This window comes from Mesorhizobium sp. 01N446, assembly GCF_056399285.1.
In genome coordinates this window covers 219,386-244,083 of sequence record NZ_JBFTRA010000001.1, presented here as the reverse complement: position 1 = coordinate 244,083, position 24,698 = coordinate 219,386, and the positions used below count along the sequence as shown (strand labels likewise).

Below are 24,698 nucleotides of genomic sequence, written 5' to 3'. Positions count from 1 at the left end.
TGGGAACGCGCGTGCCCCTTGCTTGCATTGACGCGTTGTCATATCGATTTGTCATACAAATACGGAGACCGTGATGGCCGGCGCCCACACCAAGAAGAAAAAATTCCGCTCGCAGGAGTGGTTCGACAACCCTGACAATCCCGGCATGACGGCGCTCTATCTCGAGCGCTACCTGAATTACGGGCTGACGCGTGCCGAACTGATGTCGGGCAAGCCGCTGATCGGCATCGCCCAGACCGGCTCGGATCTGTCGCCGTGCAACCGCCACCATATCGAGCTCGCCAAGCGTGTGCGCGAAGGCATTGTCTCGATGGGCGGCATCCCTTTCGAATTTCCCTGCCACCCGATCCAGGAGACCGGCAAGCGCCCGACCGCGGCACTCGACCGCAACCTGGCCTATCTCGGCCTCGTCGAGGTGCTCTATGGTTATCCGCTCGACGGCGTCGTGCTGACCATCGGTTGCGACAAGACGACGCCGGCGCTGCTGATGGCGGCGGCCACCGTCAACATTCCGGCCATCGCGCTGTCGGTCGGCCCGATGCTCAACGGCTGGCACAAGGGCAAGCGCACCGGCTCCGGCACCATCGTCTGGGAATCGCGCCAGCGCCTGTCGGCCGGCGAGATCGACTATGACGAGTTCATGGACATCGTCGCCTCCTCGGCGCCCTCCACCGGCTACTGCAACACGATGGGCACCGCCACCACGATGAATTCACTGGCCGAGGCGCTCGGCATGCAGCTTCCGGGCTCCGCCGCCATTCCCGCCCCTTACCGTGAACGCGGCCAGATCGCCTACGAGACCGGCAAGCGCATCGTCGACATGGTGCATGAGGACTTGAAGCCCTCCGACATCATGACGCGCAAGGCCTTCGAGAACGCCATCGTCGTCAATTCGGCGATCGGCGGCTCGACCAACGCTCCGATCCATCTCAACGCCATTGCCCGCCATCTCGGCGTGCCGCTCGACAATGACGACTGGCAGGAGATCGGCCTCAAAGTGCCGCTCATCGTCAACCTGCAGCCCACGGGCGAGTATCTCGGCGAGGATTACCATCACGCCGGCGGCGTGCCGGCCGTGGTGGCCGAGCTGATGAAGGGTGGGCTGCTGCCGCATCCGGATGCCCTGACCGTTAATGGCAAGTCGATCGGCGACAATTGCAAGGCAGCGGTCGTCGAAAACGCCGACGTCATCCGTAGCGTCGACAAGCCGCTGAAGGTCAATGCCGGCTTCATCAACCTCAGCGGCAATCTGTTCGATTCGGCGATCATGAAGACAAGCGGCATTTCGCCGGAATTCCGCGAGCGCTATCTCTCCAACCCGAAGGACCCGGAAGCTTTCGAAGGCAACGCCATGGTCTTCGACGGGCCCGAGGATTACCACGCCCGCATCGACGATCCGGCGCAGGGCATCGACGAGCACACCATCCTGTTCATGCGCGGCGCTGGCCCGGTCGGTTATCCCGGCGGTGCAGAGGTCGTCAACATGCAGCCGCCGGCCTACCTCATCAAGAAGGGCATCCATGCGCTGGCCTGCATCGGCGACGGCCGCCAGTCGGGCACGTCGGGCTCGCCGTCCATCCTCAACGCCTCGCCGGAAGCCGCCATTGGCGGCGGGCTGGCGCTGCTCAAGACAGGCGACCGCGTCCGCATCGACCTGAACAAGGGCACCGCCAACATCCTGGTCAGCGACGACGAGATCGCCAAGCGGCGCGCGGCGCTGCAGGGCAATGGCGGCTACCACTATCCGCAGCACCAGACGCCCTGGCAGGAAATCCAGCGCGGCATGGTCGACCAGTTCGACCAGGGCATGGTGCTGAAGCCGGCGGTGAAATACCAGGATGTCGCGCACACCAGGGGCGTGCCCCGGGACAATCATTGATTATTCCAAGGGATAGTCATCGATTATTCCTGGCGGCAATCACTGATGTTGGATCGGCGGCTGGCGGCCCGTGCAATCGGACCGCCAGTCGCTTTTTTCGTTTGGCGTGTAGCGTTCTGGCGGGAGTCGAGACCGGCTATCGTCCTTGACAAGCGCGCGCAACAAATCCACGATCATCACAAGGGGTGCATCGCGACGACCCCGTGAGGCGTCAGCCCAACGTTCGCGTCCAGGCTTCTCTATCAGGAGGTGGACGCCATGCCGTCAACAACCGCTATCACCGTATCGCAACTGTCCCGTCTGGTCGGCCTGCCGGCAGCCCCGGTCATCATCGATGTTCGCATCGATGAGGATTTCGACGCCGACCCTCGCCTGCTGCCGGCCTCATGCCGGCGCGATTTCAAAACCGTTTCGACCTGGGCGCCCGATTTCGCCGGCAAGCCGGTAGCGGTCGTCTGCCAGAAAGGCCTGAAACTCTCGCAAGGTGTCGCCGCATGGCTGCGCCATGAGGGAATATCAGCCGAATCCCTGGAAGGCGGCTTCGAAGCCTGGCGCGAGGCAGGTGGGCTCTTGGTTCGCACTGAAAAATTGCCGCCCCGCGATGAAAAGGGCCGCACGGTGTGGGTGACGCGGGCGCGCCCGAAGGTCGACCGCATCGCCTGCCCGTGGCTGATCCGGCGTTTCGTCGATCCTCATGCGGTCTTCCTGTTTGTCGAGGCAGCCGAAGTGCCCGCTGTCGCCGATCGCTTTCAGGCCGTGCCGTTCGACATCGACAATGTGTTCTGGAGCCATCGCGGCGAGCGCTGCACCTTCGACGCGATGATGGAGGAGTTCGGGCTGGAATCCACAGCGCTCGATCGCCTTGCCGCGATCGTGCGCGCGGCCGACACCGCAAATCTCGATCTGGTGCCCCAGGCCGCCGGCTTCCTGGCGGCCTCGCTTGGCCTGTCGCGGATGTTTCGCGACGACCTGGAACAGCTGGAAGCAGGCATGCTGCTCTACGATGCATTCTTCCGCTGGTGCCGCGACGCCACCGAGGAGACACACAATTGGCCCAGCGTGGGGAAACCGTCATGAGCGCCGTTTCGCCTGCACACAAATCGGGGAACGTCGAGGCGCCGGCGGCGCCGACCTTTGCCGAAGCCGTGAAGGTCTGGGCGAAGATCGGACTGCTCAGCTTCGGCGGGCCGGCCGGGCAGATCGCCCTGATGCACAGGGAACTGGTCGAGGAACGGCGCTGGATCGGCGAACAGCGTTTCCTGCATGCGTTGAACTATTGCATGCTTTTGCCTGGCCCGGAGGCCCAGCAACTCGCCATCTATATCGGCTGGCTGCTGCACAGGACCGTCGGCGGCCTTGTCGCCGGCATCCTGTTCGTCCTGCCCGGCGCGCTCGTCATGCTGATCCTGAGCAGCCTCTACGTCGTCTATGGCGACATGCCGCTCGTCGAGGCGCTTTTCCTCGGAGTGAAGGCGGCGGTGCTTGCGATCGTCATCGAGGCGGTGATCCGCATCGGGCGGCGCGCCCTGAAAAACCAGGCAATGGTGCTGATCGCGGTCGCGGCCTTCATCGCCATCTATGCATTGAATGTGCCGTTTCCGTTGATCATCCTGCTCGCCGGCCTGACGGGATGGCTGGGGGACCGCGTTGCTCCGGGCCTGTTTTCCGGCTCCGCGCATGGCAAGGACGAGATTGTCGACGTCAAGGGAGCGGTCGACCTGATGTTCGAGCGCGGCGAACTGACCCATGTCAAACCGACCAGATGGCATGCGCCGCGCACCGTCGCGATCTGGCTGCCGATCTGGCTCGGACCGGTTCTGCTGATCTGGTGGTTCACCGGCTCCGCCAGTGTGTGGACCGAGATCGGCCGGTTCTTCAGCCTGATGGCGGTCGTCACCTTCGGCGGTGCCTATGCGGTGCTGGCCTATGTCGCGCAGGCAGCCGTCCAGTCCTTCGGCTGGCTGGCTCCCGGTGAAATGGTCGATGGTCTCGGGCTTGCCGAGACCACGCCCGGCCCGCTCATCCTGGTGTTGCAGTTTGTCGGCTTCATCGCCGCTTTCCGTCACGCCGGGTCACTCAACCCGTTGCTCGCCGGATCGCTCGGATCGCTGCTGACCCTGTGGGTGACCTTCACGCCGTGCTTCTTCTGGATATTCCTCGGCGCGCCCTATATCGAGGCCCTGCGCGGCAACAGGGCCTTGTCGGCCGCGCTCGGCGCGATCACCGCCGCTGTTGTCGGCGTCATCATGAATCTCGCTTTGTGGTTTGCCTTGCACGTCGTTTTCCGCGAGGTGCACGCAGTGAGCCTCGGCATGAATGTGCCGGTGCTTTCCTCGATCGACTGGCGTGCGGCGCTGCTTTCGCTGGCCGCGATGATCGCCATCCTGAAGCTCAAGATCGGCATGCTGCCGACCCTTGCCGGATCGGCCCTTGCCGGTGTCTTGCTGCTGGCGGTTGGTGGCTAGATCTTCGCCTGCCTTTGTATTCCGCTTGCCTACCGCTTAAGTGGTTGGAAACGGATTGGAACATTATGGCGCAACGACGCTCTTCCCTCGGCTTCCTCGGCATGTTCGGACGCTCGGGCGATCTGAGGCAACTTGATGCCGCCTTGCGCGGCGCCGACCTGCATCCCGCCCTCGTGCCGGAGGGGGTGAAACTCACAATCGTCAATCTGATGAAGGATCGCTGGCCCGACGAGCCGCCCGCGGCGGCTTATCCGGACGTGGCGCGGCTGTTCAGCTATTGCATTGCCGGTCCGGAAACCTTCGAAAGCGCGCAAGGCCCACAGCAGCGTCAGGACGTCGAACGCCGGATCGAGACCGCGGTGGAAGCCGGTGACAGTTTCGACGCGCAGATCGTCTTGATGGCTCTGCACGCCAAGCTTATCAGCGCCGAGGTCGTCGAGCGTTACGGGCTTAGCGCGGACTGACTTTTGTAAGGCGAGGCGCTACCCGCCCATATTGGCGCGCGGCAGCTTGATCATGTCGCCGAAGCGGGCGCGCAATTTGTCGTCGAGAAGTTTTGCGACATGGCGCGGGAAGCGTTCGGCAAGGATGCGTTTCTTCTCGATGATCGCGCGCTGCAGGATGTCGGGCCGGCCTTTCTCGTTCCATTCCTTCGGCGAAAACCGGTCGCCGACGGCCGGGTAGAAATACTCGGTTTGCATCAGCCGCAGCGTCTGCTCGTTGCCGAGATAGTGGCCCGGCCCGTTCAGGCAGACTTCGGCGATGGTGTCGATCGACAGCGCCTCGTCGGTCACCTCGATGCCGCGCACGCAGCGCAGGCAGTGGCCAAGCATGTCATTGTCGATGATCAGGCTTTCCAGGCAGAAGCCGAGCAGCGAGGCGTGCATCCCCGCCGATTCATAGACAAGGTTGAGCCCGGCCAGGCCGGCCATCACGTCGGTGATGCCCTTTTCGTAGCCGGACTGGATGTCGGGCAGTTTCGAATCCGTCATGCCGGCGGCCGAACCGCCCGGCAGATCGTAGAACTGCGCCATCTGCGCGCAGGCCGCGGTCAGCACCGCCTGTTCGGCCGATCCGCCCGACATGGCGCCGGTCCGCAGATCAGACACGAACGGCCAGGTGCCGAAGATCGCCGGATGTCCCGGCTTGATGGCATTGACATAGACCAGGCCGGCCAGCACTTCGGCCACGGCCTGCACCACGGCGCCGGCAATCGCCGCCGGCGCGGTCGCGCCGGCCTGTCCGGCCGACAAAAGCAGGATCGGGATGCCGCCCTCGACGCAGGCCTCGAGCACGCCGCAGGCGTCCTCGGCGAATTTCATCGGCGGCACGACGAAGCAGTTGGAGTTCGACACGAATGGCCGGGCGCGGAAATTCTCCTCGCCGCCGGCAATGGCATAGAGCATTTCCAGCGCCGGCTGCACGTTCTCGCGCACCGTGAACGAGGTGCCGACATGCTTCGACGTGCCCATCACGCAGGCGTAGAGCGTGTTGAAGTCCATCTCGAGCGGATCGGGAATGTCGCGCGGCACCATCGGCCGCTGGAAGAAATGGATGTTGTCGAGCCCCTCGACGATGCGGGCGGCGTCATAGATGTCCTGCAGCAGCGATTCGCGATATTCACGCTTCTCGACATCGACCAGATGCACGGCCGCACCGGCCGTGCCGTAATGCACGCGCTTGCCCTGGATCACCATGTCGTGTTTCGGGTCCTGGCCGTGCAAGGTGAAATTGCGTGCGGCCTTCTTGATGGTGTCGAGCACCAGCGCGCGCGGGAAGCGGATGCGGCCGTCATCGCCATAGGTGGCGCCGGCCTTGGTCAGCGCCTCGATGCAGGAGGGTATGGCATTGGCGAAGCCGACCGTTTCCAGCAGCGTCAGCACCGCCTCGTGGATTCGCTCCTGGTCGTTGCCGCGCAACGGTCCGTAGCTGCCGCCCTCGAGGCCGGCGCGCACCGGCCTGATGTCGTCGGCGAGCGGCGCTGCCCGCATGGCACGGCGCGCTTCGCGTCCACCGGAGCGGCGCGAGCGCTGATCCACTGCTGCTTCCTGCTTTTCAAGAACCACTGACATGGAGGCACTCCACTTTTCTCGGAAACAGGGCGGCGGTTGGTCCACCATCGGCTGCTTCTTCCCCTTTGTGCCACGACTATGCCGCCGGCATTGGCACAGACTATGAGCCAGCCGGTCTGGTTGCATATGCCAGCGCTAAAGGAAACGGAGCCGCGATTGGGCGGCTCCGTTCAAAGGATCGGGTAGGTGGATCAGGCTGCTGCCGGTCTGCGGCCGGCGGCCGTGGCGAGTTCCCGGATGCCGGGCTCGATATGCTGCAGCGCGATCGAGGAAATGCCCAAACGCATGAAACGCGAAGGCTTTTCGGTGCGGTCGAAGAAGCGGTCTCCCGGCTCGATGATGACGCTGCGCGAGGCGGCGGCCTCGGCCAAACCGCGGGAATCGGTGCCGCGCGGCCCCTCGAGCCAGAGCGATGTGCCGCCGGCCGAATCCGTCGAGCGCCATTCCGGCAGGAAAGCGGAAATCGCATGGACCAGACGCTTGCGCCGCTCGTCGAAGGCGCTCGACAGACGCCGCACCAATGCCTCGTGATGGCCGAGCGACAGGAAGAGCGCCACGGCGCGCTGATTGTTGGCCGGCGGATGGCGCAGCATGAAGCGCCGCAGCGCCCTCAACTCCGAGATTAGTCCAGCGGAGGCGACGATGTAGCCAAGCCGCAAGCCGGGAGCCAGCGTCTTCGACATCGAGCCGACATAGACGACGCGGCCGGAGCGATCGAGGCTCTTCAACGCCTGCTGCGGCGCCTCGTCGAGAAGCTGGCTGTCATAGCCGTCCTCGATGATGATCTGATTGTGCCGGTTGGCGCGCGCCAGAAGATCCTGCCGCCGCTCGGCCGACAACGGCACCATGGTCGGGCAATGATGGCTGGGCGTGACAAAGACGAAGCCGGAATCATTGGGGATAGAAGAGGTTACGATGCCGGACTGGTCGACCGGCACCGGCTGGATGTCGGCGCCGGCAAGCCGGAAGATCGAGCGTGCGTCGGGGTAGCCCGGATCCTCCATTGCCACCTTCGAGCCCTTGGTCATCAGCAGCGAAGCCAGCATATAGAGCGCGTTCTGGGCGCCAAGCGTGACGATGATTTCGTCCGGATTGGCGAAGATGCCACGCCGCGGCAAAAGCCGCGCCTGGATCTGCTCGATCAGCAGCGGATCGTCGCGATCGACCATGTCGGACGCCCAGTTGCGGATTTCGAGCACCGCGAGCGCCATGCGGTTGCATTCGCGCCACTCGGCGGTTGGGAACAGCGCAGGATCGAACTGGCCGTAGACGAAGGGATAGGACGACTTGATCCAGTTCTCGTGCTTGGCCGGCGGCGGCATGTCGCTGGCGGCGATCTGCCGGCGTGCCTTCCAGTCGATCTCATTGGCCTGGTCGGGCGCCTTCTGGTGCGGCTTTGCCGGTGTTGCCAGCACGTCGGGATTGACGAAATGGCCGCGCCGCTCGCGCGCCACCAGGAAACCCTGGTCGACGAGCTGCTGGAAGGCCAGAACCACCGTCCCGCGTGCGACGCCAAGCTTTTCGGCCAGGATGCGGCAGGAGGGAAGCGGCATCGAAGCGGCGATCTGCCGATCGAGAATGGCGGCCACGATGGCCTGGCGGATCTGCGCCTGCAGGGTTTGGCCGGATTCGGCCGAAATCCGGAACAGGCCGGACCATATGGCCGTGTCGTTGCGCTGTGGCATGGGAGATCTTCCTCGGATGGCCAGCAATTTTCATTTGGCTGGACCAGTCGAGTGTATGGGTGGCACAAGGGGTTGCGCCAATCAATTTTTCTGATCTTTGGGATTTATGCCAGTGATCCTTCAGCCGAAATCGGGCTCCGTCGCCGCCCGGAGTGACACATTGTGTCATCGCATCGTGATGCGATGCGGCATCGCCGCGTATTGACCGCACGGAATTCGGCTCAATAGGTTTGTCGCGACGACACGCGCCGGAAACATCCGGTCTGATAAAGTACGTCGAAAAACGCCAGGAGCCTCCCGCCAGTGGATAAGTCAGCCTTCCAGAAACAGCTTGCCGCCTTGCGCGATCATCGCGCCGCGGCACCTGGCAGCATGCGCCAGGCCTTCGCCGCCGATCCACGGCGTTTCCAGACATTCTCCGCCACCGACGGCGACCTTTTGCTCGACTGGTCGAAATGCGCCGTCGACGCAACCACCATGGATTTGCTGGAAAAGCTCGCCGGCGCCGCTGATCTCGAAGGGCGGCGCGCCGCCATGTTCGCCGGCAAGAAGATCAACATCACAGAGGACCGCGCCGTGCTGCACACGGCGCTGCGCAATCTCAGCGGCAAGGGCGTCACGGTCGATGGCCAGGACGTCAAGGCCGACGTCCTTTCCGTGCTCGACGCGATGGGCGCCTTCGCCGATGCCATCCGCTCCGGCAAGGCGCCAGGCGCCACCGGCAAGAAGATCACCGACATCGTCAACATCGGCATTGGCGGCTCCGACCTCGGCCCGGCCATGGCGACGCTGGCGCTGGCGCCCTATCATGACGGGCCGCGCGCGCATTATGTCTCCAACATCGACGGCGCCCATATCCATGACACGCTGAAGGGCCTGTCGGCGGAAACCACGCTGTTCATCATCGCCTCCAAGACCTTCACCACGGTCGAGACGATGACCAATGCGCAGACGGCGCGCGACTGGGTGCAGAAGGCGCTCGGCAAGCAGGCGGTCGGCAAGCATTTCGCCGCCGTCTCGACGGCGCTCGACCTTGTGGCCAAGTTCGGCATCGAGCAGGACCGCGTCTTCGGTTTCTGGGACTGGGTCGGCGGCCGCTATTCGGTCTGGGGCGCGATCGGCCTGCCCGTCATGATCGCCGTCGGTCCGAGGAATTTTCGCGCCTTCCTCGACGGCGCGCACGAGATGGACGAGCATTTCCGCACCGCGCCGCTCGCCGGGAACCTGCCGGCGCTTCTCGGCCTGGTCGGCTGGTGGCATCGCGTGATCTGCGGCTATCCGGCCCGCGCCGTCATCCCCTATGACCAGCGCCTGTCCCGGCTGCCGGCCTATCTGCAGCAGCTCGATATGGAATCGAATGGCAAGGGCGTCACCCTTGACGGCACGCCGGTGGCGACGCCGACCGGGCCGCTGGTCTGGGGCGAGCCGGGCACAAATGGCCAGCACGCCTTCTTCCAGCTCCTGCATCAGGGCACCGACTTCATCCCGGTCGAGTTCCTTGCGGCTGCCGTCGGCCATGAACCTGAACTCAGGCACCAGCATGACCTGCTGCTCTCAAACTGCCTGGCGCAGTCGGAAGCGCTGATGAAGGGCCGCACGCTGGACGAGGCGCGCGCGCAGATGCTGGCCAAGGGCATGAAGCCGGCCGACGTCGACAAAATAGCGCCGCACCGTGTCTTCTCGGGCAACCGCCCTTCGCTGACCATCCTCTATCGCAAGCTCGACCCGCGCACTTTCGGCCGGCTGATCGCGCTCTACGAGCACCGCGTCTTCGTCGAGGGCACGCTGTTCAACATCAATTCCTTCGACCAGTGGGGCGTCGAGCTCGGCAAGGAACTGGCGACCGGCCTGCTGCCTGTCGTGGAAGGCAAGGAAAGCGCCGCAAACCGGGACGCCTCGACCAGGGGCCTTGTGGAACGCATCCACCAATTGCGTGGTTCGGAGTGACTGATTTGGCAGACATCAAAGGCATATTGTTCGACAAGGACGGGACACTTGTCGACTTCAACGCCACCTGGCTCGGCGTTGCCGACTTCATGGCCATGGACGCTGCCGACGGCGATCGCTGGAAGGCCGACAGGCTGCTGGCGGCCGCCGGCTTCGATTTCGCCAACCGCCGCTTCAAGCCCGATTCGATCTTTGCCTCGGGCACCAACATGGATGTCGTCGAACTGTGGTTCCCGCGCCTGTCCGACGAAGACCAGATGCTGGCCGTCGCCCGCTTCAACGAGATCACCTCGGTGCAGGGCTCGGCGATGGCGGTGGCGCTGCCGGGCATCGTCGACACGCTGGCAACACTGCAGAAGCGATCCTACCGGCTTGGCGTCGCCACCAACGATTCCACCAGCGGCGCGGAAAAGACCTTGGTCACGCTGGGCGTCGCCCAACTGTTCGACGCCGCCTATGGCTATGACGCGGTGGCCAACCCCAAACCCGCGCCCGACACCATCCAGGCCTTTTGCGACCTTACCGGCCTGAAGCCGGCGGAGATCGCCATGGTCGGCGACAACCGCCACGATCTCGAAATGGCGCGCGCCGGCGGCTGCGGCCTGGCGGTGGGCGTGCTCTCCGGCACCGGCACGCGCGAATCGCTGGCCGGTATTGCCGACGTCGTCCTCGATTCCGTCGCCGACCTGCCGGATTTCCTGTCGGCACGGGTCAAGGAGACGGTTTGATCGCTCCCGCCGGCGCGGGTGCCGTCTCAGCCTCGAAACGAAAGACGCCGCTCGGCTTGGTCGCAACGTCCTTCGCGTCGCCGAAATCCGGCACCGGATATTCCGCAAGCAGCCGCAGCCGGGACAGCGGCAGGTCGTGGCGTCGGGGATCGCCGACCAGCACCTCGATGTCGGCTGCGAGGCAGCGGTCGAGGAACGGGATAACCCGCAGGGCAACCTCGCGGCTGTAGAACACGTCGCCGGCAAGCACGAGGTCGACCGGCGGCGGCGGACCCGTGGTGATGTCCTTGTCGACAATGGTGATGGCGACGCCGTTGGCTGCTGCGTTGAGGCCTATCGCGGCCACACCGTTGCGGTCGATCTCGGCAGCAGTCACCTCGCTTGCGCCGGCCTTCGCGGCGGCGATGCCGACGATGCCTGAACCAGCGCCAAGGTCGAGCACGCGGCGGCCCGCCACCATCTCCGGATGATCGAGGATGTGGCGTGCCAGCACGGCGCCGCCGGCCCAGGCATAGGCCCAGTAGGGCGGCTGCGGTTCGGGCGCGTCGTCGTCCGCGTCAGCATCGTCTTCAGGGTCGACGAGGCGCCTCAGCCCGCTGCCTGGGTGGGCTGTGTAAAGCCGGATTTCGGCAAGCGCGGGCACCGGCACAAGGCGCATGTTCGCCTTGATGAAGCCCGTCGGGTCGAGGCGCGGGCTGCCCGGCGCCTCGTCGCCGAAGGGATGATCCTTCACTAGGCGCGCAGCGCCCGCCGCAGGATCTTGCCGACCGGCGTCTTCGGCAATTCGGTCCTGAACTCGATGTATTTGGGCCGCTTGTAGCCGGTCAGGTTCTCGCGGCAGAAAGCGGTGATGGCTTCCACGGTCAGGGCAGGATCCTTCTTGACGATGAACAGCTTCGGCACTTCGCCCGAATGCTCGTCCGGCACGCCGATCGCCGCCACTTCGAGCACGCCCGGATGCATCGCCACGACCTCCTCGAGCTCGTTCGGATAGACGTTGAAGCCCGAGACCAGGATCATATCCTTCTTGCGGTCGACGATCTTGGTGTAGCCGCGCTCATCCATGAAGCCCATGTCGCCTGACTTGAAGTAGCCGTCCTTGGTCATCACCTTGGCGGTCTCGTCGGGCCGGTTCCAGTAGCCCGCCATCACCTGCGGTCCCCGGATACAGATTTCGCCGACCTCGCCCAGCGGCAGATTGTTGCCGTCGTCGTCGCGGATGGCGATTTCCGTCGAAGGCAGCGGCAGGCCGATCGTGCCGGTGAACTCGCCGGAGCTGAACTTGTTGGCCGTCGCCACCGGGGATGTTTCCGAGAGGCCGTAGCCTTCGGTGACAGGGCAGCCGGTCAACGCCTTCCAGCGTTCGGCGACGCCCTTCTGCACCGCCATGCCGCCGCCCAACGTCAGCACCAGCGGCTTGAAGTCGAGCTTGCGGAAGTCCTCGTTGTTGAGCAGCGCGTTGAACAGCGTGTTGAGGCCGGGAAAGATGTGGACCGGATACTTCGCCAGTTCCTTGACGAAGCCTGGAATATCGCGCGGGTTGGGAATGAGCACGTTGCGGGCGCCTTGCTGCATGCCCATCAGCGCGTTCACCGTCAGCGCGAAGATATGATAGAGCGGCAACGCGCAGATGAAGTTCGGGTGCGCGGGTTTCGGCTTGATCGTATAGGCGTCCTCCATCCACTGCGCGTTCTGCACGACATTGGAGAGCACATTGCTGTGCAGCAGCGTGGCGCCCTTCGACACACCCGTGGTGCCGCCTGTATATTGCAGGAAGGCGACATCGTCGGCTGCAACCTTGGCCGGCTTGAAGCCAAGGCCGGCGCCGGCCTTCATCGCCGCATTGAACTTGACATGCCCGGGCAGCGACCATGCCGGCACCATCTTCTTCACGCGGCGTACGACGAAGTTGACGATCGTGCCCTTGAGGCCGAGCATGTCGCCCATGGCCGCCACCACGACATGCTTGACCGCGGTCCTGGCGATGACCGCCTGCAAGGTGCTGGCGAAATTTTCCAGGATGACGATGGCTTGCGCGCCGGAATCCTTGAGCTGGTGCTCTAGCTCGCGCGGCGTGTAGAGCGGATTGATGTTCACCACGACATAGCCGGCGCGCAGGATGCCCATCATCGCCACCGGATATTGCAGGACGTTGGGCATCATCACGGCGACGCGCGCGCCCTTTTGCAGCCCCTTCGATTGCAGATAGGCACCGAAGGCCGCCGACAGTTGCTCGACATCGGCGTAGCTGATGGATTTGTCCATGCAGGTGAAGGCCGGCTGGGCGGAGAACTGCTTGCAGGCGGCGACCAGGAAATCGCCGATCGAACTGTAGGGCAACGCACCGATCTCGGCCGCAACATTTTTTGGATAGCTCTTGAGCCACGGCTTCTCGGGCAGGCCGGCGGCAAGTTCCGTGAGTGCCTTCGGCAGCCGCTTGGTGGCAGCCGTCGCCGGCTTCGATGTCGGCGCTGCCTTTGCCGGCGATGCGGCCTTCGTTGCCCCAGTCTTTGCGGGAGAGGTCTTTGCGGGAGAGGTCTTTACGGGAGAAGTCTTTGCCGGAGCAGCCTTCGCCGGAGTCTTCGTCGCAGAGGTCTTCGTCACGGAGGTCTTTGCCGGGGCGGCTTTCGTTGCCGGCTTCGCAACCGCCTTGGCGGTGGCCGCCTTTGCCGCCGGTGCCGTCTTGGCAGGCTTTGCGCGTGTCCCGGCGGTCGCGGTCTTGGCGCCAGCTTTGCCTTGCCCGTCGGCGGCGGCTGGTTTCGAGACTGCCTTTGCCGACGCTTTCACCGGCGCCTTTGATGCTTTTGCCACCCGTTCCTCCCTAGCAATTCCTGTTCGCCCGTTCTGGTCGCCCATGCCGCGCCCGCCTCCGAATTGACAGAGACGTCCTCCGTGCCGCCAGCATATCCATCTATGTATTGCCTCTATCGGCGGTGGTGCAAGTCTTGCCCCTGCGGCAAGGCGCCGAAAGATTTGCCGTCGAAAATCTTTCCCGCCGGCGACACTTGAAACCGGCATGTTTCCGCATCGATGACCGGGTGAAGGCAGGCGCGGCGTCCATGTCGCCAGATGCCGGATCAATAAAAAAATGCGGTCGTTAATAATCTCGTGAATGGAAAAAACTGCTAATTTTTTCTGCCGTTTAGCAAAATGGCGGATTTTTTTCCTGCTTCCCGCGGGGTAAGCAAACGGGGTGTTCCAAAGCCGGAAAAACGGTGCTTATATGCGCGCTTCGCGAGCCTGATAGAGGGGCTTGGAAGAACATCAGGGAGTGCTCAATGAAAAAGAAACTCGCTTTTGCGGCCGCGTTGCTGGCCGCAAGCGTCCTGGGCGGCATGGCCAATGCAAAGACGCTCGTCTATTGCTCGGAAGCATCGCCTGCCAATTTTGATCCGGGTACCACGACCGGCGGCAACGACTTCGATGCCTCGTCGCGTACCGTCTATTCGCGCCTGGTCGAGTTCAAGCATGGCGGCACCGAGGTCGAGCCCGGCCTTGCGGACAAGTGGGAAATCTCCGACGACGGCCTGGTCTACACCTTCCACCTGCATCCGGGCGTGAAGTTCCAGACCACCGACTATTTCAAGCCGACGCGTGACCTCAACGCCGACGACGTCATCTTCTCCTTCGACCGCCAGTTCAACAAGGAAAACCCCTGGAACGGCGACAAGTATTTGCCGAACCTGACCTGGGACTATTACACCGGCATGGACATGCCGAAATATGTCGCCAAGTGGGAGAAGGTCGACGACCTGACCGTCAAGCTGACGCTGACCGAGCCGAACGCGCCGATGCTGGCCAACCTCGGCATGGACTTTGCTTCGATCGTGTCGAAGGAATATGCCGACCAACTGGCGAAGGACGGCAAGATGGCCGACTTCTCGACCAAGCCGATCGGCACCGGCCCATTCCAGTTCGTCGACTACCAGCTGGATTCGGTCATCCGCTATGCGGCCAACCCCGACTACTTCAAGGGCAAGGAAAAGATCGACGATCTCGTCTTCGCCATTACGCCCGACGCCACCGCCCGCACCCAGAAAGTGCTTGCAGGCGAATGCGACATCGCGCCCTATCCGAACCCGGCCGACATCGCTTCCATCAAGGCCAACAAGGACGTGACCCTGATGGATCAGGCCGGCCTGAACATCGGCTATATGAGCTACAACACCACCATCCCGCCGCTCGACAAGCCTGAAGTGCGCCACGCGCTCAACCAGGCGATCGACCGGGAATCGCTGATCAAGTCGCTCTTCCAGGATGCCGGCGCCACGCCTGCCGAAAACCTGATCCCGCCGACCATGTGGTCGTGGAACAAGGATGTGAAGACCGACGCCTACAATCCGGATGCGGCCAAGAAGGTGCTCGAGGCTGCCGGGCTGAAGGAAATCCAGCTCTGGGCTTCCGATCGCGTTCGTCCCTACAATCCGAACTTCCAGCGCGCCGCCGAACTGATCCAGGCCGACTGGGCCAAGGTCGGCGTCAAGGCGGAGATCGTCAACTACGAGTGGACCAAGTACCGCTCGGAAGGCAAGAAGAAGGACCGTCCCGGTGCGTTCCAGATCGGCTGGACCGGCGACAATGGCGATCCGGACAACTTCTTCGCCACCCTGTTCGCCTGCTCGGCCATCGGCGTGTCGAACTACTCCAGCTGGTGCGACAAGGACTTCGAGGATCTGATCCAGAAAGCCAAGAAGACCAGCGATCAGGCCGAACGCACCAAGCTCTATGAGCAGGCGCAGGTGATCTTCGCCAAGGAGGCGCCCGCCTTCCTGCTGGTCCATAGCCAAGTCTATGCGGTCGTGCGCAACAATGTCAGCGGTTTCAAGATGGATCCGCTCGGCATTCACCGCTTCGACGGCGTTGACAAGGCCGAATAAGACTATAGAGCGGGGCGGCGCAATGAGGCGCCGCCCCCCTACATCATGCTGAAATATATACTCCACCGAATTGCACTTTTGATCCCGACGCTTGTCGGCATCACAATCTGTGCCTTCGCCTTCGTCAGGCTGCTGCCCGGCGATCCTATTCTTGCCATGGCCGGCGAACACGGCGTGGCGCCGGCGCGTTACGAAGAGCTCAAGGAGCAGTTCGGCTACAATCTGCCGATCTGGGAGCAATACACGCGCTATGTCGGTGCAGTCGCCAAAGGCGACTTCGGCGTTTCCATTTCGTCCAAGCGCCCGGTGCTTGAAGAATTCAAGACGCTCTTCCCGGCGACGCTGGAACTGTCGTTCTTCGCCATGATTTTCGCCATGGTGCTCGGCATCCCGGCCGGCATCTTCGCGGCCGTCAAGCGCGGCTCGTGGTTCGACCAGTCGCTGATGGGCACCGCGCTCGTCGGCTACTCCATGCCGATCTTCTGGTGGGGCCTGCTGCTGATCATCTTTTTCTCCGGTTATCTCGGCTGGACACCGGTTAACGGCCGCATCGACCTGCAGTACTTCTTCAAGCCGATCACCGGCTTCATGACCATCGACACCTTGCTCTACGGCAAATGGGACGCGTTTCGATCGGTATTGCGCCATCTGGTGCTGCCGACAATCGTGCTCGGCACCATTCCGCTGGCTGTGATAGCGCGCCAGACGCGCTCCGCCATGCTCGAGGTGCTGGGCGAGGACTATGTGCGGACGGCCCGAGCCAAAGGGCTTTCGTCGGCCCGCGTCATCGGCGTGCATGCTCTGCGCAACGCGCTCATTCCGGTGGTCACCACCATCGGCCTGCAGGTTAGTACGCTGCTCGCCGGCGCCATCCTTACCGAAACGATCTTCTCGTGGCCCGGCATCGGCAGATGGATGGTCGAATCCATCTCCAAGCGCGACTATGTCGTCGTGCAGTCCGGCCTGCTGTTGATTGCCCTTATCGTCATGGCCGTGAACCTGATCGTCGACGTGCTCTATGCCGTCATCAACCCACGCATAAGGGCGGCGTGATGAGCCAGTCGAGCGAAATCGCCCCGATGGCCGCCGGCAACCCGGATCGCCTCACCGGCCTCAAGACGTTCTGGTACTATTTCTCGGTGAACCGCGGCGCCGTCATCGGCCTGTTCGTCTTCATCCTCTTGGTGCTGGCGGCGCTGTTCGCGCCGCTGCTGGCGCCCTACGCGCCTGACGTTCAGGACAAGACCGCATTCCTGCGGCCACCGGCCTGGCAGGACGGCGGCTCCACGCAATATCTGCTCGGCACCGACCCGGTCGGGCGCGACATCCTCTCGCGCCTGCTCTATGGCGCGCGCTTCTCGCTGCTCATCGGCGCGGTCGTGGTCTCGCTGGCGCTCGCCGGCGGCATCACGCTCGGCCTGCTGGCCGGCTATTTCCGTGGCTGGGTCGACGTGGCGATCATGCGCGTCATGGACCTGATCCTGGCCTTCCCGTCGCTGTTGCTGGCGCTGGTGATGGTCACCATCCTCGGCCCCGGCCTGTTCAATGCGATGCTGGCCATCGCGCTCGTCCTGCAGCCGCATTTCGCGCGCCTTGTGCGCGCCGCGGTGATGGCCGAGAAGAGCCGGGAATATGTCGTCGCGGCGAAGGTCGCCGGCGCCGGGCATCTCAGGCTGATGCTTCGCACCATCCTGCCCAACTGCCTCGGGCCGTTGATCGTCCAAGGCACCCTGTCCTTCTCCAACGCCATCCTGGAAGCCGCCGCTCTTGGCTTCCTTGGCCTTGGCGCGCAGCCGCCGACGCCGGAATGGGGCACCATGCTTGCCACGGCGCGCGAATTCATCCTGCGCGCCTGGTGGGTGGTGACCTTCCCCGGCCTTGCCATCCTCATCACCGTGCTTGCCATCAATCTGATCGGTGACGGCCTGCGCGATGCGCTCGACCCGAAACTGAGGAGGTCGTGATGGCGCTGCTCGACATTCAAAATCTTGTCGTCGAGTTCCAGACCGCATCCGGTTCCTTCCGCGCCGTCGACGGCGTCTCGCTCCATGTCGACGAGCGCGAAGTGCTGGCGATCGTCGGCGAATCCGGTTCCGGCAAGTCGGTCTCGATGTTGGCGGTGATGGGCCTTTTGCCGTGGACGGCCAAGGTCACGGCCGATCGCATGAGCTTCAATGGCCGCGATCTCCTGAAGCTGAGCCCGGCCGAGCGGCGCAAGATCGTCGGCAAGGACATGTCGATGATCTTCCAGGAGCCGATGGCCAGCCTCAATCCCTGCTTCACCGTCGGCTTCCAGATCGAGGAGGTGCTGCGTTTCCATATGGGCATGGATGGTGCGCAGCGCCGGCAGCGGGCCATCGAACTCCTGAAGCAGGTCGGCATTGCCGAGCCGGCGGAAAGGCTGAACTCGTTCCCGCACCAGATGTCGGGCGGCCAGTGCCAGCGCGTCATGATCGCGATCGCCATCGCCTGCAATCCGAAGCTTCTGATCGCCGACGAGCCGACCACCGCGCTCGACGTCACCATCCAGAAGCAGATCCTCGATCTCCTCGTCTCGCTGCAGGCCAAATACGGCATGGGCCTGATCATGATCACGCACAATATGGGCGTGGTGGCCGAGACCGCCGACCGCGTCATCGTCCAGTACAAGGGCCGCAAGATGGAAGAGGCCGACGTGCTGTCGCTGTTTGAATCGCCAAAGAGCAATTACACGCGTGCGCTCCTGTCGGCGCTGCCGGATAACGCCGTCGGCGACCGGCTGCCGACCGTTTCAGACATGCTGTTCGAACCGGCCGCCGGAGTCGCCTGATGAGCATCAAGGTCGTTGAAGGCAAGGACATCAAGCGCGACTACCATGTCGGCGGCGGGCTGTTCCGCGGCGCGCGCACGGTGCATGCGGTGAAGGGCGTTTCCTTCAGCGTCGACAAGGGCAAGACGCTCGCCATCGTCGGTGAAAGCGGCTGCGGCAAGTCAACGCTTGCCCGCATCATCACGCTGATCGATCCGGCGACTTCGGGCGAACTGTTCATCGACGGCAACAAGGTCGACATCGCCAAGGACGGCCTGACCAAGGAGATGCGCCGCAAGGTGCAGATCGTGTTCCAGAATCCATACGGCTCGCTCAACCCGCGCCAGAAGATCGGCGATGTGCTGGGCGAACCGCTGCTCATCAACACCGGCAAGCCGGCCGAGGAGCGGCGCGACCTCGCCATGAAAATGCTGAAGAAGGTCGGCCTCGGACCCGAGCACTACAACCGCTACCCGCATATGTTCTCGGGCGGCCAGCGCCAGCGCATCGCCATTGCCCGCGCGCTGATGCTCAATCCGAGCCTGCTGGTGCTCGACGAGCCGGTCTCGGCGCTCGACCTGTCGGTGCAGGCGCAGGTGCTGAACCTGCTTGCCGACCTGCAGGACGAGTTCCAGCTGACCTATGTCTTCATCAGCCACGATCTGTCCGTGGTGCGCTACATCGCCGACGATGTGATGGTGATGTATTTCGGCGAGGCGGTCGAATACGGCTCGCGCGACGAGGTCTTCTCAGACCCCAAGCACAGCTACACCAAAACGCTGTTCGCCGCGACGCCGCGCGCCGACGTGGCGAGCATCAAGGCGAGGCTGGCGAAGAAGAAGGCGGCGGCTTAAAGCCGGGGCGCACCTGCCCCTTGTGGGGAGGCCGGACCGAAGGCCCGGGTGGGGGGAAGCGCCCAAGCTACGACAGCTTCGCGATAATCGCGCGCAACGCCTCGCAGAATTTATGCACTTCCTCAACCGTGTTGTAATGCACCAGCGAGGCGCGGATGGCGCCGCTGTCCATCGACAGATTGAGGCGCTTCATCAGCCGCGGCGCGTACATGTGGCCGTCGCGGATACCGATCTGCATCTCGGCCATTTCCTCGACGATCCGCTGTGGTGACAGTCTGCCGATGTTGAAGCAGAAGGTCGGCACGCGCTCGTTGATGCGGGCCTCGTCGGCGACGCCATAGATGGTCGCGCCGCAACCTTTCAGCACGGCAAGCATCTCGCGCGCCAGAAGCAGCTCATAGTCGCGGATGGCGCCCATGCCGGCGACGATGTTCTCGCGCCGCGAGCGGTTGTTGGAGGGTGCCAGATTGCGGCCGATCAGTTCCAGATACTGCACGGCCGCATCCATGCCCGAGACATTCTCGTAGATGAAGGTGCCAGCCTCGACCTTGTAGGGCGGCTCGTCGGGAATGAAATCCTCGCGGAACGTCGGCAGCCGCTTCAGTGTGTCGAAGCGGCCCCAAAGAAAACCCATATGCGGCGAGAAATTCTTGTAGCCGGAGCAGACGAGATAATCGCAGTCCCAGGCCTGCACGTCGATCAGCCCGTGCGGACCGTAATGCACGCAGTCGAGAAACACTTCCGCGCCGGCCGCATGCGCGATCTTGGCCACGGAGGCGACATCGACGATCGAGCCGATCGAATGCGCCGTCACCGTGCAGGCGACAAGGCGGGTGCGGTCGGAGACCAGGGGCTTGAGATCGTCGACATGCAGATTGCCGTCCTCGCGCATGCGCCACCACTTGAACTTGGCGCCGGCGGATTCCAGCGCCAGCCAGGTGGCGATGTTGGCGTCGTGGTCCATGTCGGTGATGACGATCTCGTCTCGCCCCCCATCTATCTCTTTGGCGAGCATCTGGCCGATGCCCAGGCTGACCAGGCGGATGAACGAGGTGGCGTTCATGCCGAAGCAGATTTCCGCCGGGCTATAGGCGTTGATCAGCAGCGCCACGCTTGTCCGGGCATCGGCGACCGACTGGTCGACGGTGACGCTGCGGCCATAGCGGCCGCCGCGCTGGACATTGTGTGAAACCAGATGGTTGGTCACCGCGTCGAGCACGCTCTGCGGGATCTGCGCGCCGGCGGCATTGTCCATGAAGATGAAATCGCCGGCCCGCTGCAAAGCGGGAAACATGGCGCGGATGCTGTCGACGGGGAACGCCACGGCGCTCGCATTGTCGGTCTGGTGCTTGTTCACGGATAGCTCCTGCGAAGAATTTAGCGGGTGGAGATTGGTTGGCGAGATCAGCGCGCCTTCTCGGTCTTGAAGCGGTCTTCAAGCAGGCTGACGAGGCGGACCATCGGCCAAAGGAAGATCAGATAGACAAGGGCCGCGCCGATCAGCGGCGAGGGGTTGGCGTAAAGCGACTGCGCATTGGTCGCTTCCTTCAACAATTCCGGCAGCGCCACGGTGGAGGCGAGCGAAGTGTCCTTGAACATCGAGACGCAATTGCTGGTCATCGGCGGGATGACGACGCGGATCGCCTGCGGCAGCACCACCTTGCGCAAGGTCAAAAGGAACGGCAGGCCAAGCGCCTGCGACGCCTCGAACTGGCCTTTCGGAATGCTTTCGATGCCGGAGCGGAACACTTCGGCCGAATAGGCCGACATGATGAAGGCGAAAGCCGTCACGGCGGACGCCCAGGACGACAGGCGGATGCCGAGGAAGGGCAGCGCGTAGTAGATCAGGATCAGCACCACCAGCACCGGCAGCGCGCGGAAAATGTCGGTGTAGCCGACCGCCAGCCAGCGCACCGGCTTCGGCGCATAGAGCCGCAGCAGGCTGATCACCAGGCCGATGGGAATGCCGATGCCGATGCTCAGAATGCCGAGCAGCAGCGTGTTCAGGAAACCGCGCAGCAGCGCCGGCAGGCTGGACATGATGACATCGGGATTGAAGAAAGTGTCGATCAGCGACATGGGGGCGTTCCCGCACCCCGGAGCAGGGGTGCTCAAGTTAAAACCAATCGACCGCGCCTATGGCGAGACGGTCCGCGCGGCAGCGGCGCCGAAGCGTGAAATGAATCGTGCCGGCCTGGAAAGCCGGCACGATTTTCAATGCATCGCCGCTCAGGCCTTCGGCAGCGGCATTTCCTTGACGGTCGAGGAATCGGCCGGCGCGTCGCTGCCGAACCACTTCTTGTGGATCGCGGCCAGCGTGCCGTCCTTCTTCATCGCCGTCAGCGCATCGTTCAGCTTGCCGAGCAGCGGATGGTCCTTGGTCATCATCAGGCCGTACTGTTCGCCGGTCTTGATGCGCTGCTTGACCTTCAGATCCTTCATCTTGGTGAAGGAGTATTCCATGCCGGGAATGTCGCTGACGGCGGCATCGACGCGGCCGGCGCTGAGGTCGAGCAAAAGGTTCTGCTGCGTGTCATAGCCCTTCACGTCGCTGAAGCCGTCGGCTTCCTGATGTGCCTTGACCCAGGTTTCGCCAGTCGAGCCGGAAAGCACGCCGACAATCTTGCCCTTGAGGTCGGCCTCGGCGTTGATGGCGCTGTCGGTCTTCGTCGCAATGCCCATGTCGGAATCATAATAGGGCTGCGTGAAGGACTGCGACTTCAGCCGCTCCGGGGTGATGGTGATCGACGAGATGGCGACATCGATGCGCTTCGACGTCGTGGCGGCGAATAGCGCCTGGAAGCCGAGATCGGCGATGTCGGTGGTCATGCCGATGCGCTTGGCAGCCTCGTTGACGATGTCGACTTCAAAGCCCTCGAAAGTGCCGCTCTCGTTCTTGTACTCGAAGGGCGGATTGGTCGGGTAGGCGCCGACGTTGAGCACATCGGCGGCGTAGGCCGTTGCAGGGCCGGCGGCGATGCCGATGGCGGCGGCGAGCAGGATGAGATTGCGACGTGACAGCTTCATGGTGTTCCCTCTGGGGTATTCCCTCTGGTTGTTGATCGGGCGGGGCTCGCCCCGCACGGTTTCTTGCCGTCCCGCCTCCCAGCGGGGCGTCAATTCATGGCAGCGACCTGCGCGCGTGGCCGGCGACGGTCTCTGTATGCGGATCATGGATTTGGCCGCGCACGCCATGGAAAGCAGAGCGCGCGCTGGATGATGACTGGGGCAGCATGAACGACAAGGACTGAACCCCCCGAAGCACCACGATGGACTGGCCGGCACCCCTGCGGCACGGCCGCCGTCATCGATCTTGAATGCTTATCCAAAGTGGGACGGTTTTCAAGGCGAAAGTTTTAAGCTTAAAAAGCTTGGCTTGCGTGTTGCTCCGGCGATACGCCTTTTTTGTCGGGCCGTGCCTGCCTCAAGCCAATTCGTCGCGTGCCGCGGCAGCGTTGGCCGCGGCCCCGGCGCCCAGAAACATCGTGTCGCTGGCCAGCACGAAGAAACGCGCGCCGATGGCCGCCCACCGGCCTACGGCCTGTGGGCTGGCGCAAAATATGCCTGATGTCTTGCCGTGCGCGATCGTGGCAGCAATGATCGTCCGGATCGCCGCATTGAGCTTGTCGGCGCCTTGCGGTCCGATCGCATCGATCGACACCGAAAGATGGCCGGGGCCGACGAAGATCACGTCGACGCCGTCGACGGCCGCGATCGCGTCGATATTGGCCAGCCCCTCCGCTGTCTCGACCTGGACCGCGACGACGGTCCCGTCATTGGCGCCGGCAAGATATTCGGGAATGCGATAGCCATAGCCGGCGGCCCGGCCGGGTCCGACGCCGCGCTCGCCCGGCGGCGGATAGCGCGAGGCTTTGACCGCCATCGCTGCCTGGTTGGCGGTCGAGACGCGCGGCACCAGCACGCCTTGCGCACCGCTGTCCAGCGCCGCCTGGATGGCTTCCGGCGCATGGCCGGGAACGCGCACCATTGCCGGCACGCGGTGAACGTCGGCCGCGCGCACCATGGTCTCGATCATGTCGCGCGAGATCTGCGCATGCTCCCAGTCGATGCAGAGGAAGTCGAGGCCGGCCAGCGCCATCACTTCGACAGCGACCGGATGGGGAATGGCGGCAAACGAACCGACGAGGTTTGCTCTGCCGACGCATTTCTGGCGGAATTCACTCATGCCGATCCCCTTTTTCGTCTGGCCCGAATTCATATCCGCAATCGCCGGCGAGGCGAAGCTATTTCAGGCTTGAAATATTTTGCCGCGGGCCTAGCGTATCGCCTCCCGCCCTAGAGTTCCCGAGATGATCAAAGCGCATCCCCTGCACGGCCCGAACAAACTGAAGCTCGGCGTCTTCTCGACCAACGCCGATGGCGGCCTCGCCATCACCGATGTGCCGGAACGCTGGACGGCAAGCTGGCAGGACAATCTGACAGCGGCGCAAATCGCCGACCGCGCCGGGCTGGAGTTCATGCTGCCCATCGCCCGCTGGCGCGGCTTTGGCGGCCGCAACAAGGTGCGCGAATGGTCGTTCGAAACCTTCACCTGGGCAGCGGCGCTCGCCGTGGCCACCGAACAGATCGGCCTGTTCATGACCGTGCACGTGCCGCTGGTGCATCCGCTCTACGCCGCCAAGGCGCTGGCGACGGTCGACCACATCAGCCAGGGCCGCGCCGGCCTCAACATCGTCTGCGGTTGGAACCCGAAGGAATTCGGCATGTTCGGTACGCCGCTGGTCGAGAAAGGCTACGACCAGGCAGCCGAGTGGATCGAGGTTCTAGAGAAGCTTTATGCGTCGGCCGAGCCGCTCGACTATGAAGGCACCTACTATCGCCTGAAGGAGGCTGTGAGCCGGCCGGCCAGCCTGCAGGCTCCGCGACCGGTGACGATGAACGCCGCTTTTGGCGGCCCGGGCCGCGATTTCGCCGCCGCCCGATGCGACTACCTGTTCACGACCTTTTCCGAGATGAGCGATGCCGGCAAGCATGTCGCCGACATCAGCGAGCGGGCCGACAAGGTCGGCCGCGATGTCGGCGTCTACACGGTGGCGCATGTCGTCTGCCGCCCGACGATGGAGGAGGCGCAGGCCTACTACACGCGCTACGCCGTCGATCTGGCCGATCATGAGGCGGTCGACGCCCATATGGCCGGCAAGAAGGAATTCTCGCAGTCGCACGACCCGCACGCCTATGACCGCTACCGCCAACGCTTCGCCGGCGGCGCCGGCACCTATCCACTGATCGGAACACCGGAAACGATCGCTGCCGACATGGCCGCCATTGCCGGGCACGGCTATCAGGGCATCGCACTCTCCTTCGTCAACTACACGCAGGAGCTGCCCTATTTCTGCGACCACGTGCTGCCGATTTTGCGGAAGGCGGGTCTGCGCGCATAAA

At 63.7% G+C, this 24,698-nt stretch carries 20 protein-coding genes; 12 read left to right on the top strand and 8 right to left on the bottom strand.

The window, feature by feature from the left end; genetic code table 11:
* Positions 1-73 precede the first annotated feature (73 nt).
* From AC1DPX_RS01115 to AC1DPX_RS01100, 4 genes are all read left to right on the top strand, one after another.
* A complete protein-coding gene (locus AC1DPX_RS01115) occupies positions 74-1,879 on the top strand; it encodes an IlvD/Edd family dehydratase (RefSeq protein ID WP_477233997.1) in 1,806 nt (601 codons plus the stop codon).
* Positions 1,880-2,137: 258 nt separating this feature from the next.
* A complete protein-coding gene (locus AC1DPX_RS01110; protein WP_477233994.1) occupies positions 2,138-2,956 on the top strand; it encodes a chromate resistance protein ChrB domain-containing protein in 819 nt (272 codons plus the stop codon).
* Positions 2,953-4,344 (top strand): chromate efflux transporter, encoded by a 1,392-nt coding sequence (gene chrA, locus AC1DPX_RS01105; RefSeq protein ID WP_477233992.1) that lies wholly within the window; start codon positions 2,953-2,955, stop codon positions 4,342-4,344. The genes AC1DPX_RS01110 and chrA overlap by 4 nt, the downstream gene beginning before the upstream one ends.
* A 65-nt stretch (positions 4,345-4,409) precedes the next feature.
* Positions 4,410-4,808: a hypothetical protein gene (locus AC1DPX_RS01100; RefSeq protein ID WP_477233990.1), complete on the top strand. Its 399-nt coding sequence runs from the start codon at positions 4,410-4,412 to the stop codon at positions 4,806-4,808.
* 18 nt (positions 4,809-4,826) lie between these two features.
* Here the strand turns inward: AC1DPX_RS01100 and AC1DPX_RS01095 are convergent, their stop codons facing one another.
* Both AC1DPX_RS01095 and pdxR read right to left on the bottom strand, forming a co-directional pair.
* Entirely contained in the window at positions 4,827-6,416 is a 1,590-nt protein-coding gene (locus tag AC1DPX_RS01095) for a trimethylamine methyltransferase family protein (RefSeq protein ID WP_202356421.1), read from the bottom strand.
* A 191-nt stretch (positions 6,417-6,607) separates the two neighbouring features.
* Entirely contained in the window at positions 6,608-8,101 is a 1,494-nt protein-coding gene (pdxR, locus tag AC1DPX_RS01090) for a MocR-like pyridoxine biosynthesis transcription factor PdxR (RefSeq protein ID WP_010913204.1), read from the bottom strand.
* Positions 8,102-8,404: 303 nt separating this feature from the next.
* Here pdxR and pgi point away from each other — a divergent pair, with 303 nt between their 5' ends.
* Positions 8,405-10,048 carry a glucose-6-phosphate isomerase gene (pgi, locus tag AC1DPX_RS01085; RefSeq protein ID WP_477233988.1) on the top strand — a complete coding sequence of 548 codons (1,644 nt, stop codon included), beginning with the start codon at positions 8,405-8,407 and terminating at the stop codon, positions 10,046-10,048.
* A 5-nt stretch (positions 10,049-10,053) separates the two neighbouring features.
* Positions 10,054-10,776, top strand: a complete 723-nt coding sequence (locus tag AC1DPX_RS01080) for an HAD family hydrolase (RefSeq protein WP_477233986.1) — start codon at positions 10,054-10,056, stop codon at positions 10,774-10,776.
* Here the strand turns inward: AC1DPX_RS01080 and AC1DPX_RS01075 are convergent.
* Both AC1DPX_RS01075 and AC1DPX_RS01070 read right to left on the bottom strand, forming a co-directional pair.
* On the bottom strand, positions 10,760-11,434 hold the full coding sequence (locus AC1DPX_RS01075) for a class I SAM-dependent methyltransferase (RefSeq protein ID WP_477235714.1): 675 nt from the start codon (positions 11,432-11,434) through the stop codon (positions 10,760-10,762). The genes AC1DPX_RS01080 and AC1DPX_RS01075 overlap by 17 nt on opposite strands.
* A 74-nt stretch (positions 11,435-11,508) precedes the next feature.
* Positions 11,509-13,587 (bottom strand): long-chain-fatty-acid--CoA ligase, encoded by a 2,079-nt coding sequence (locus tag AC1DPX_RS01070; RefSeq protein ID WP_477233984.1) that lies wholly within the window; start codon positions 13,585-13,587, stop codon positions 11,509-11,511.
* Between the two features lie 467 nt (positions 13,588-14,054).
* Between AC1DPX_RS01070 and AC1DPX_RS01065 the strand changes: the two genes are divergently transcribed.
* From AC1DPX_RS01065 to AC1DPX_RS01045, 5 genes are read left to right on the top strand one after another with little or no spacing between them, the layout of a single operon-like run.
* Positions 14,055-15,653, top strand: coding sequence for an ABC transporter substrate-binding protein (locus AC1DPX_RS01065; RefSeq protein ID WP_202356417.1), 1,599 nt, complete (start codon positions 14,055-14,057; stop codon positions 15,651-15,653).
* 45 nt (positions 15,654-15,698) lie between these two features.
* Positions 15,699-16,706, top strand: coding sequence for an ABC transporter permease subunit (locus tag AC1DPX_RS01060; RefSeq protein WP_202356416.1), 1,008 nt, complete (start codon positions 15,699-15,701; stop codon positions 16,704-16,706).
* Positions 16,707-16,732: 26 nt separating this feature from the next.
* Positions 16,733-17,617 carry an ABC transporter permease subunit gene (locus AC1DPX_RS01055; protein ID WP_244730845.1) on the top strand — a complete coding sequence of 295 codons (885 nt, stop codon included), beginning with the start codon at positions 16,733-16,735 and terminating at the stop codon, positions 17,615-17,617.
* Positions 17,617-18,462, top strand: coding sequence for an ABC transporter ATP-binding protein (locus AC1DPX_RS01050; protein WP_202356414.1), 846 nt, complete (start codon positions 17,617-17,619; stop codon positions 18,460-18,462). Before AC1DPX_RS01055 ends, AC1DPX_RS01050 begins: the two co-directional genes overlap by 1 nt.
* Positions 18,462-19,295: a dipeptide ABC transporter ATP-binding protein gene (locus AC1DPX_RS01045; RefSeq protein ID WP_477233982.1), complete on the top strand. Its 834-nt coding sequence runs from the start codon at positions 18,462-18,464 to the stop codon at positions 19,293-19,295. The genes AC1DPX_RS01050 and AC1DPX_RS01045 overlap by 1 nt, the downstream gene beginning before the upstream one ends.
* Before the next feature lie 67 nt (positions 19,296-19,362).
* Here the strand turns inward: AC1DPX_RS01045 and AC1DPX_RS01040 are convergent, their stop codons facing one another.
* The 4 genes from AC1DPX_RS01040 to AC1DPX_RS01025 all read right to left on the bottom strand — a co-directional run bounded on the left by AC1DPX_RS01040 (position 19,363) and on the right by AC1DPX_RS01025 (position 23,481).
* Positions 19,363-20,652: a cysteine desulfurase-like protein gene (locus AC1DPX_RS01040; protein WP_477233980.1), complete on the bottom strand. Its 1,290-nt coding sequence runs from the start codon at positions 20,650-20,652 to the stop codon at positions 19,363-19,365.
* A 47-nt stretch (positions 20,653-20,699) separates the two neighbouring features.
* On the bottom strand, positions 20,700-21,374 hold the full coding sequence (locus tag AC1DPX_RS01035) for an amino acid ABC transporter permease (protein WP_019862987.1): 675 nt from the start codon (positions 21,372-21,374) through the stop codon (positions 20,700-20,702).
* A gap of 150 nt (positions 21,375-21,524) precedes the next feature.
* Positions 21,525-22,322 carry an ABC transporter substrate-binding protein gene (locus tag AC1DPX_RS01030; RefSeq protein ID WP_202356411.1) on the bottom strand — a complete coding sequence of 266 codons (798 nt, stop codon included), beginning with the start codon at positions 22,320-22,322 and terminating at the stop codon, positions 21,525-21,527.
* Between the two features lie 397 nt (positions 22,323-22,719).
* Positions 22,720-23,481: an HpcH/HpaI aldolase family protein gene (locus AC1DPX_RS01025; protein ID WP_477233978.1), complete on the bottom strand. Its 762-nt coding sequence runs from the start codon at positions 23,479-23,481 to the stop codon at positions 22,720-22,722.
* 124 nt (positions 23,482-23,605) lie between these two features.
* Here AC1DPX_RS01025 and AC1DPX_RS01020 point away from each other — a divergent pair, with 124 nt between their 5' ends.
* Positions 23,606-24,697: an LLM class flavin-dependent oxidoreductase gene (locus tag AC1DPX_RS01020; protein ID WP_477233976.1), complete on the top strand. Its 1,092-nt coding sequence runs from the start codon at positions 23,606-23,608 to the stop codon at positions 24,695-24,697.
* The last annotated feature ends 1 nt before the right edge of the window (position 24,698 follow it).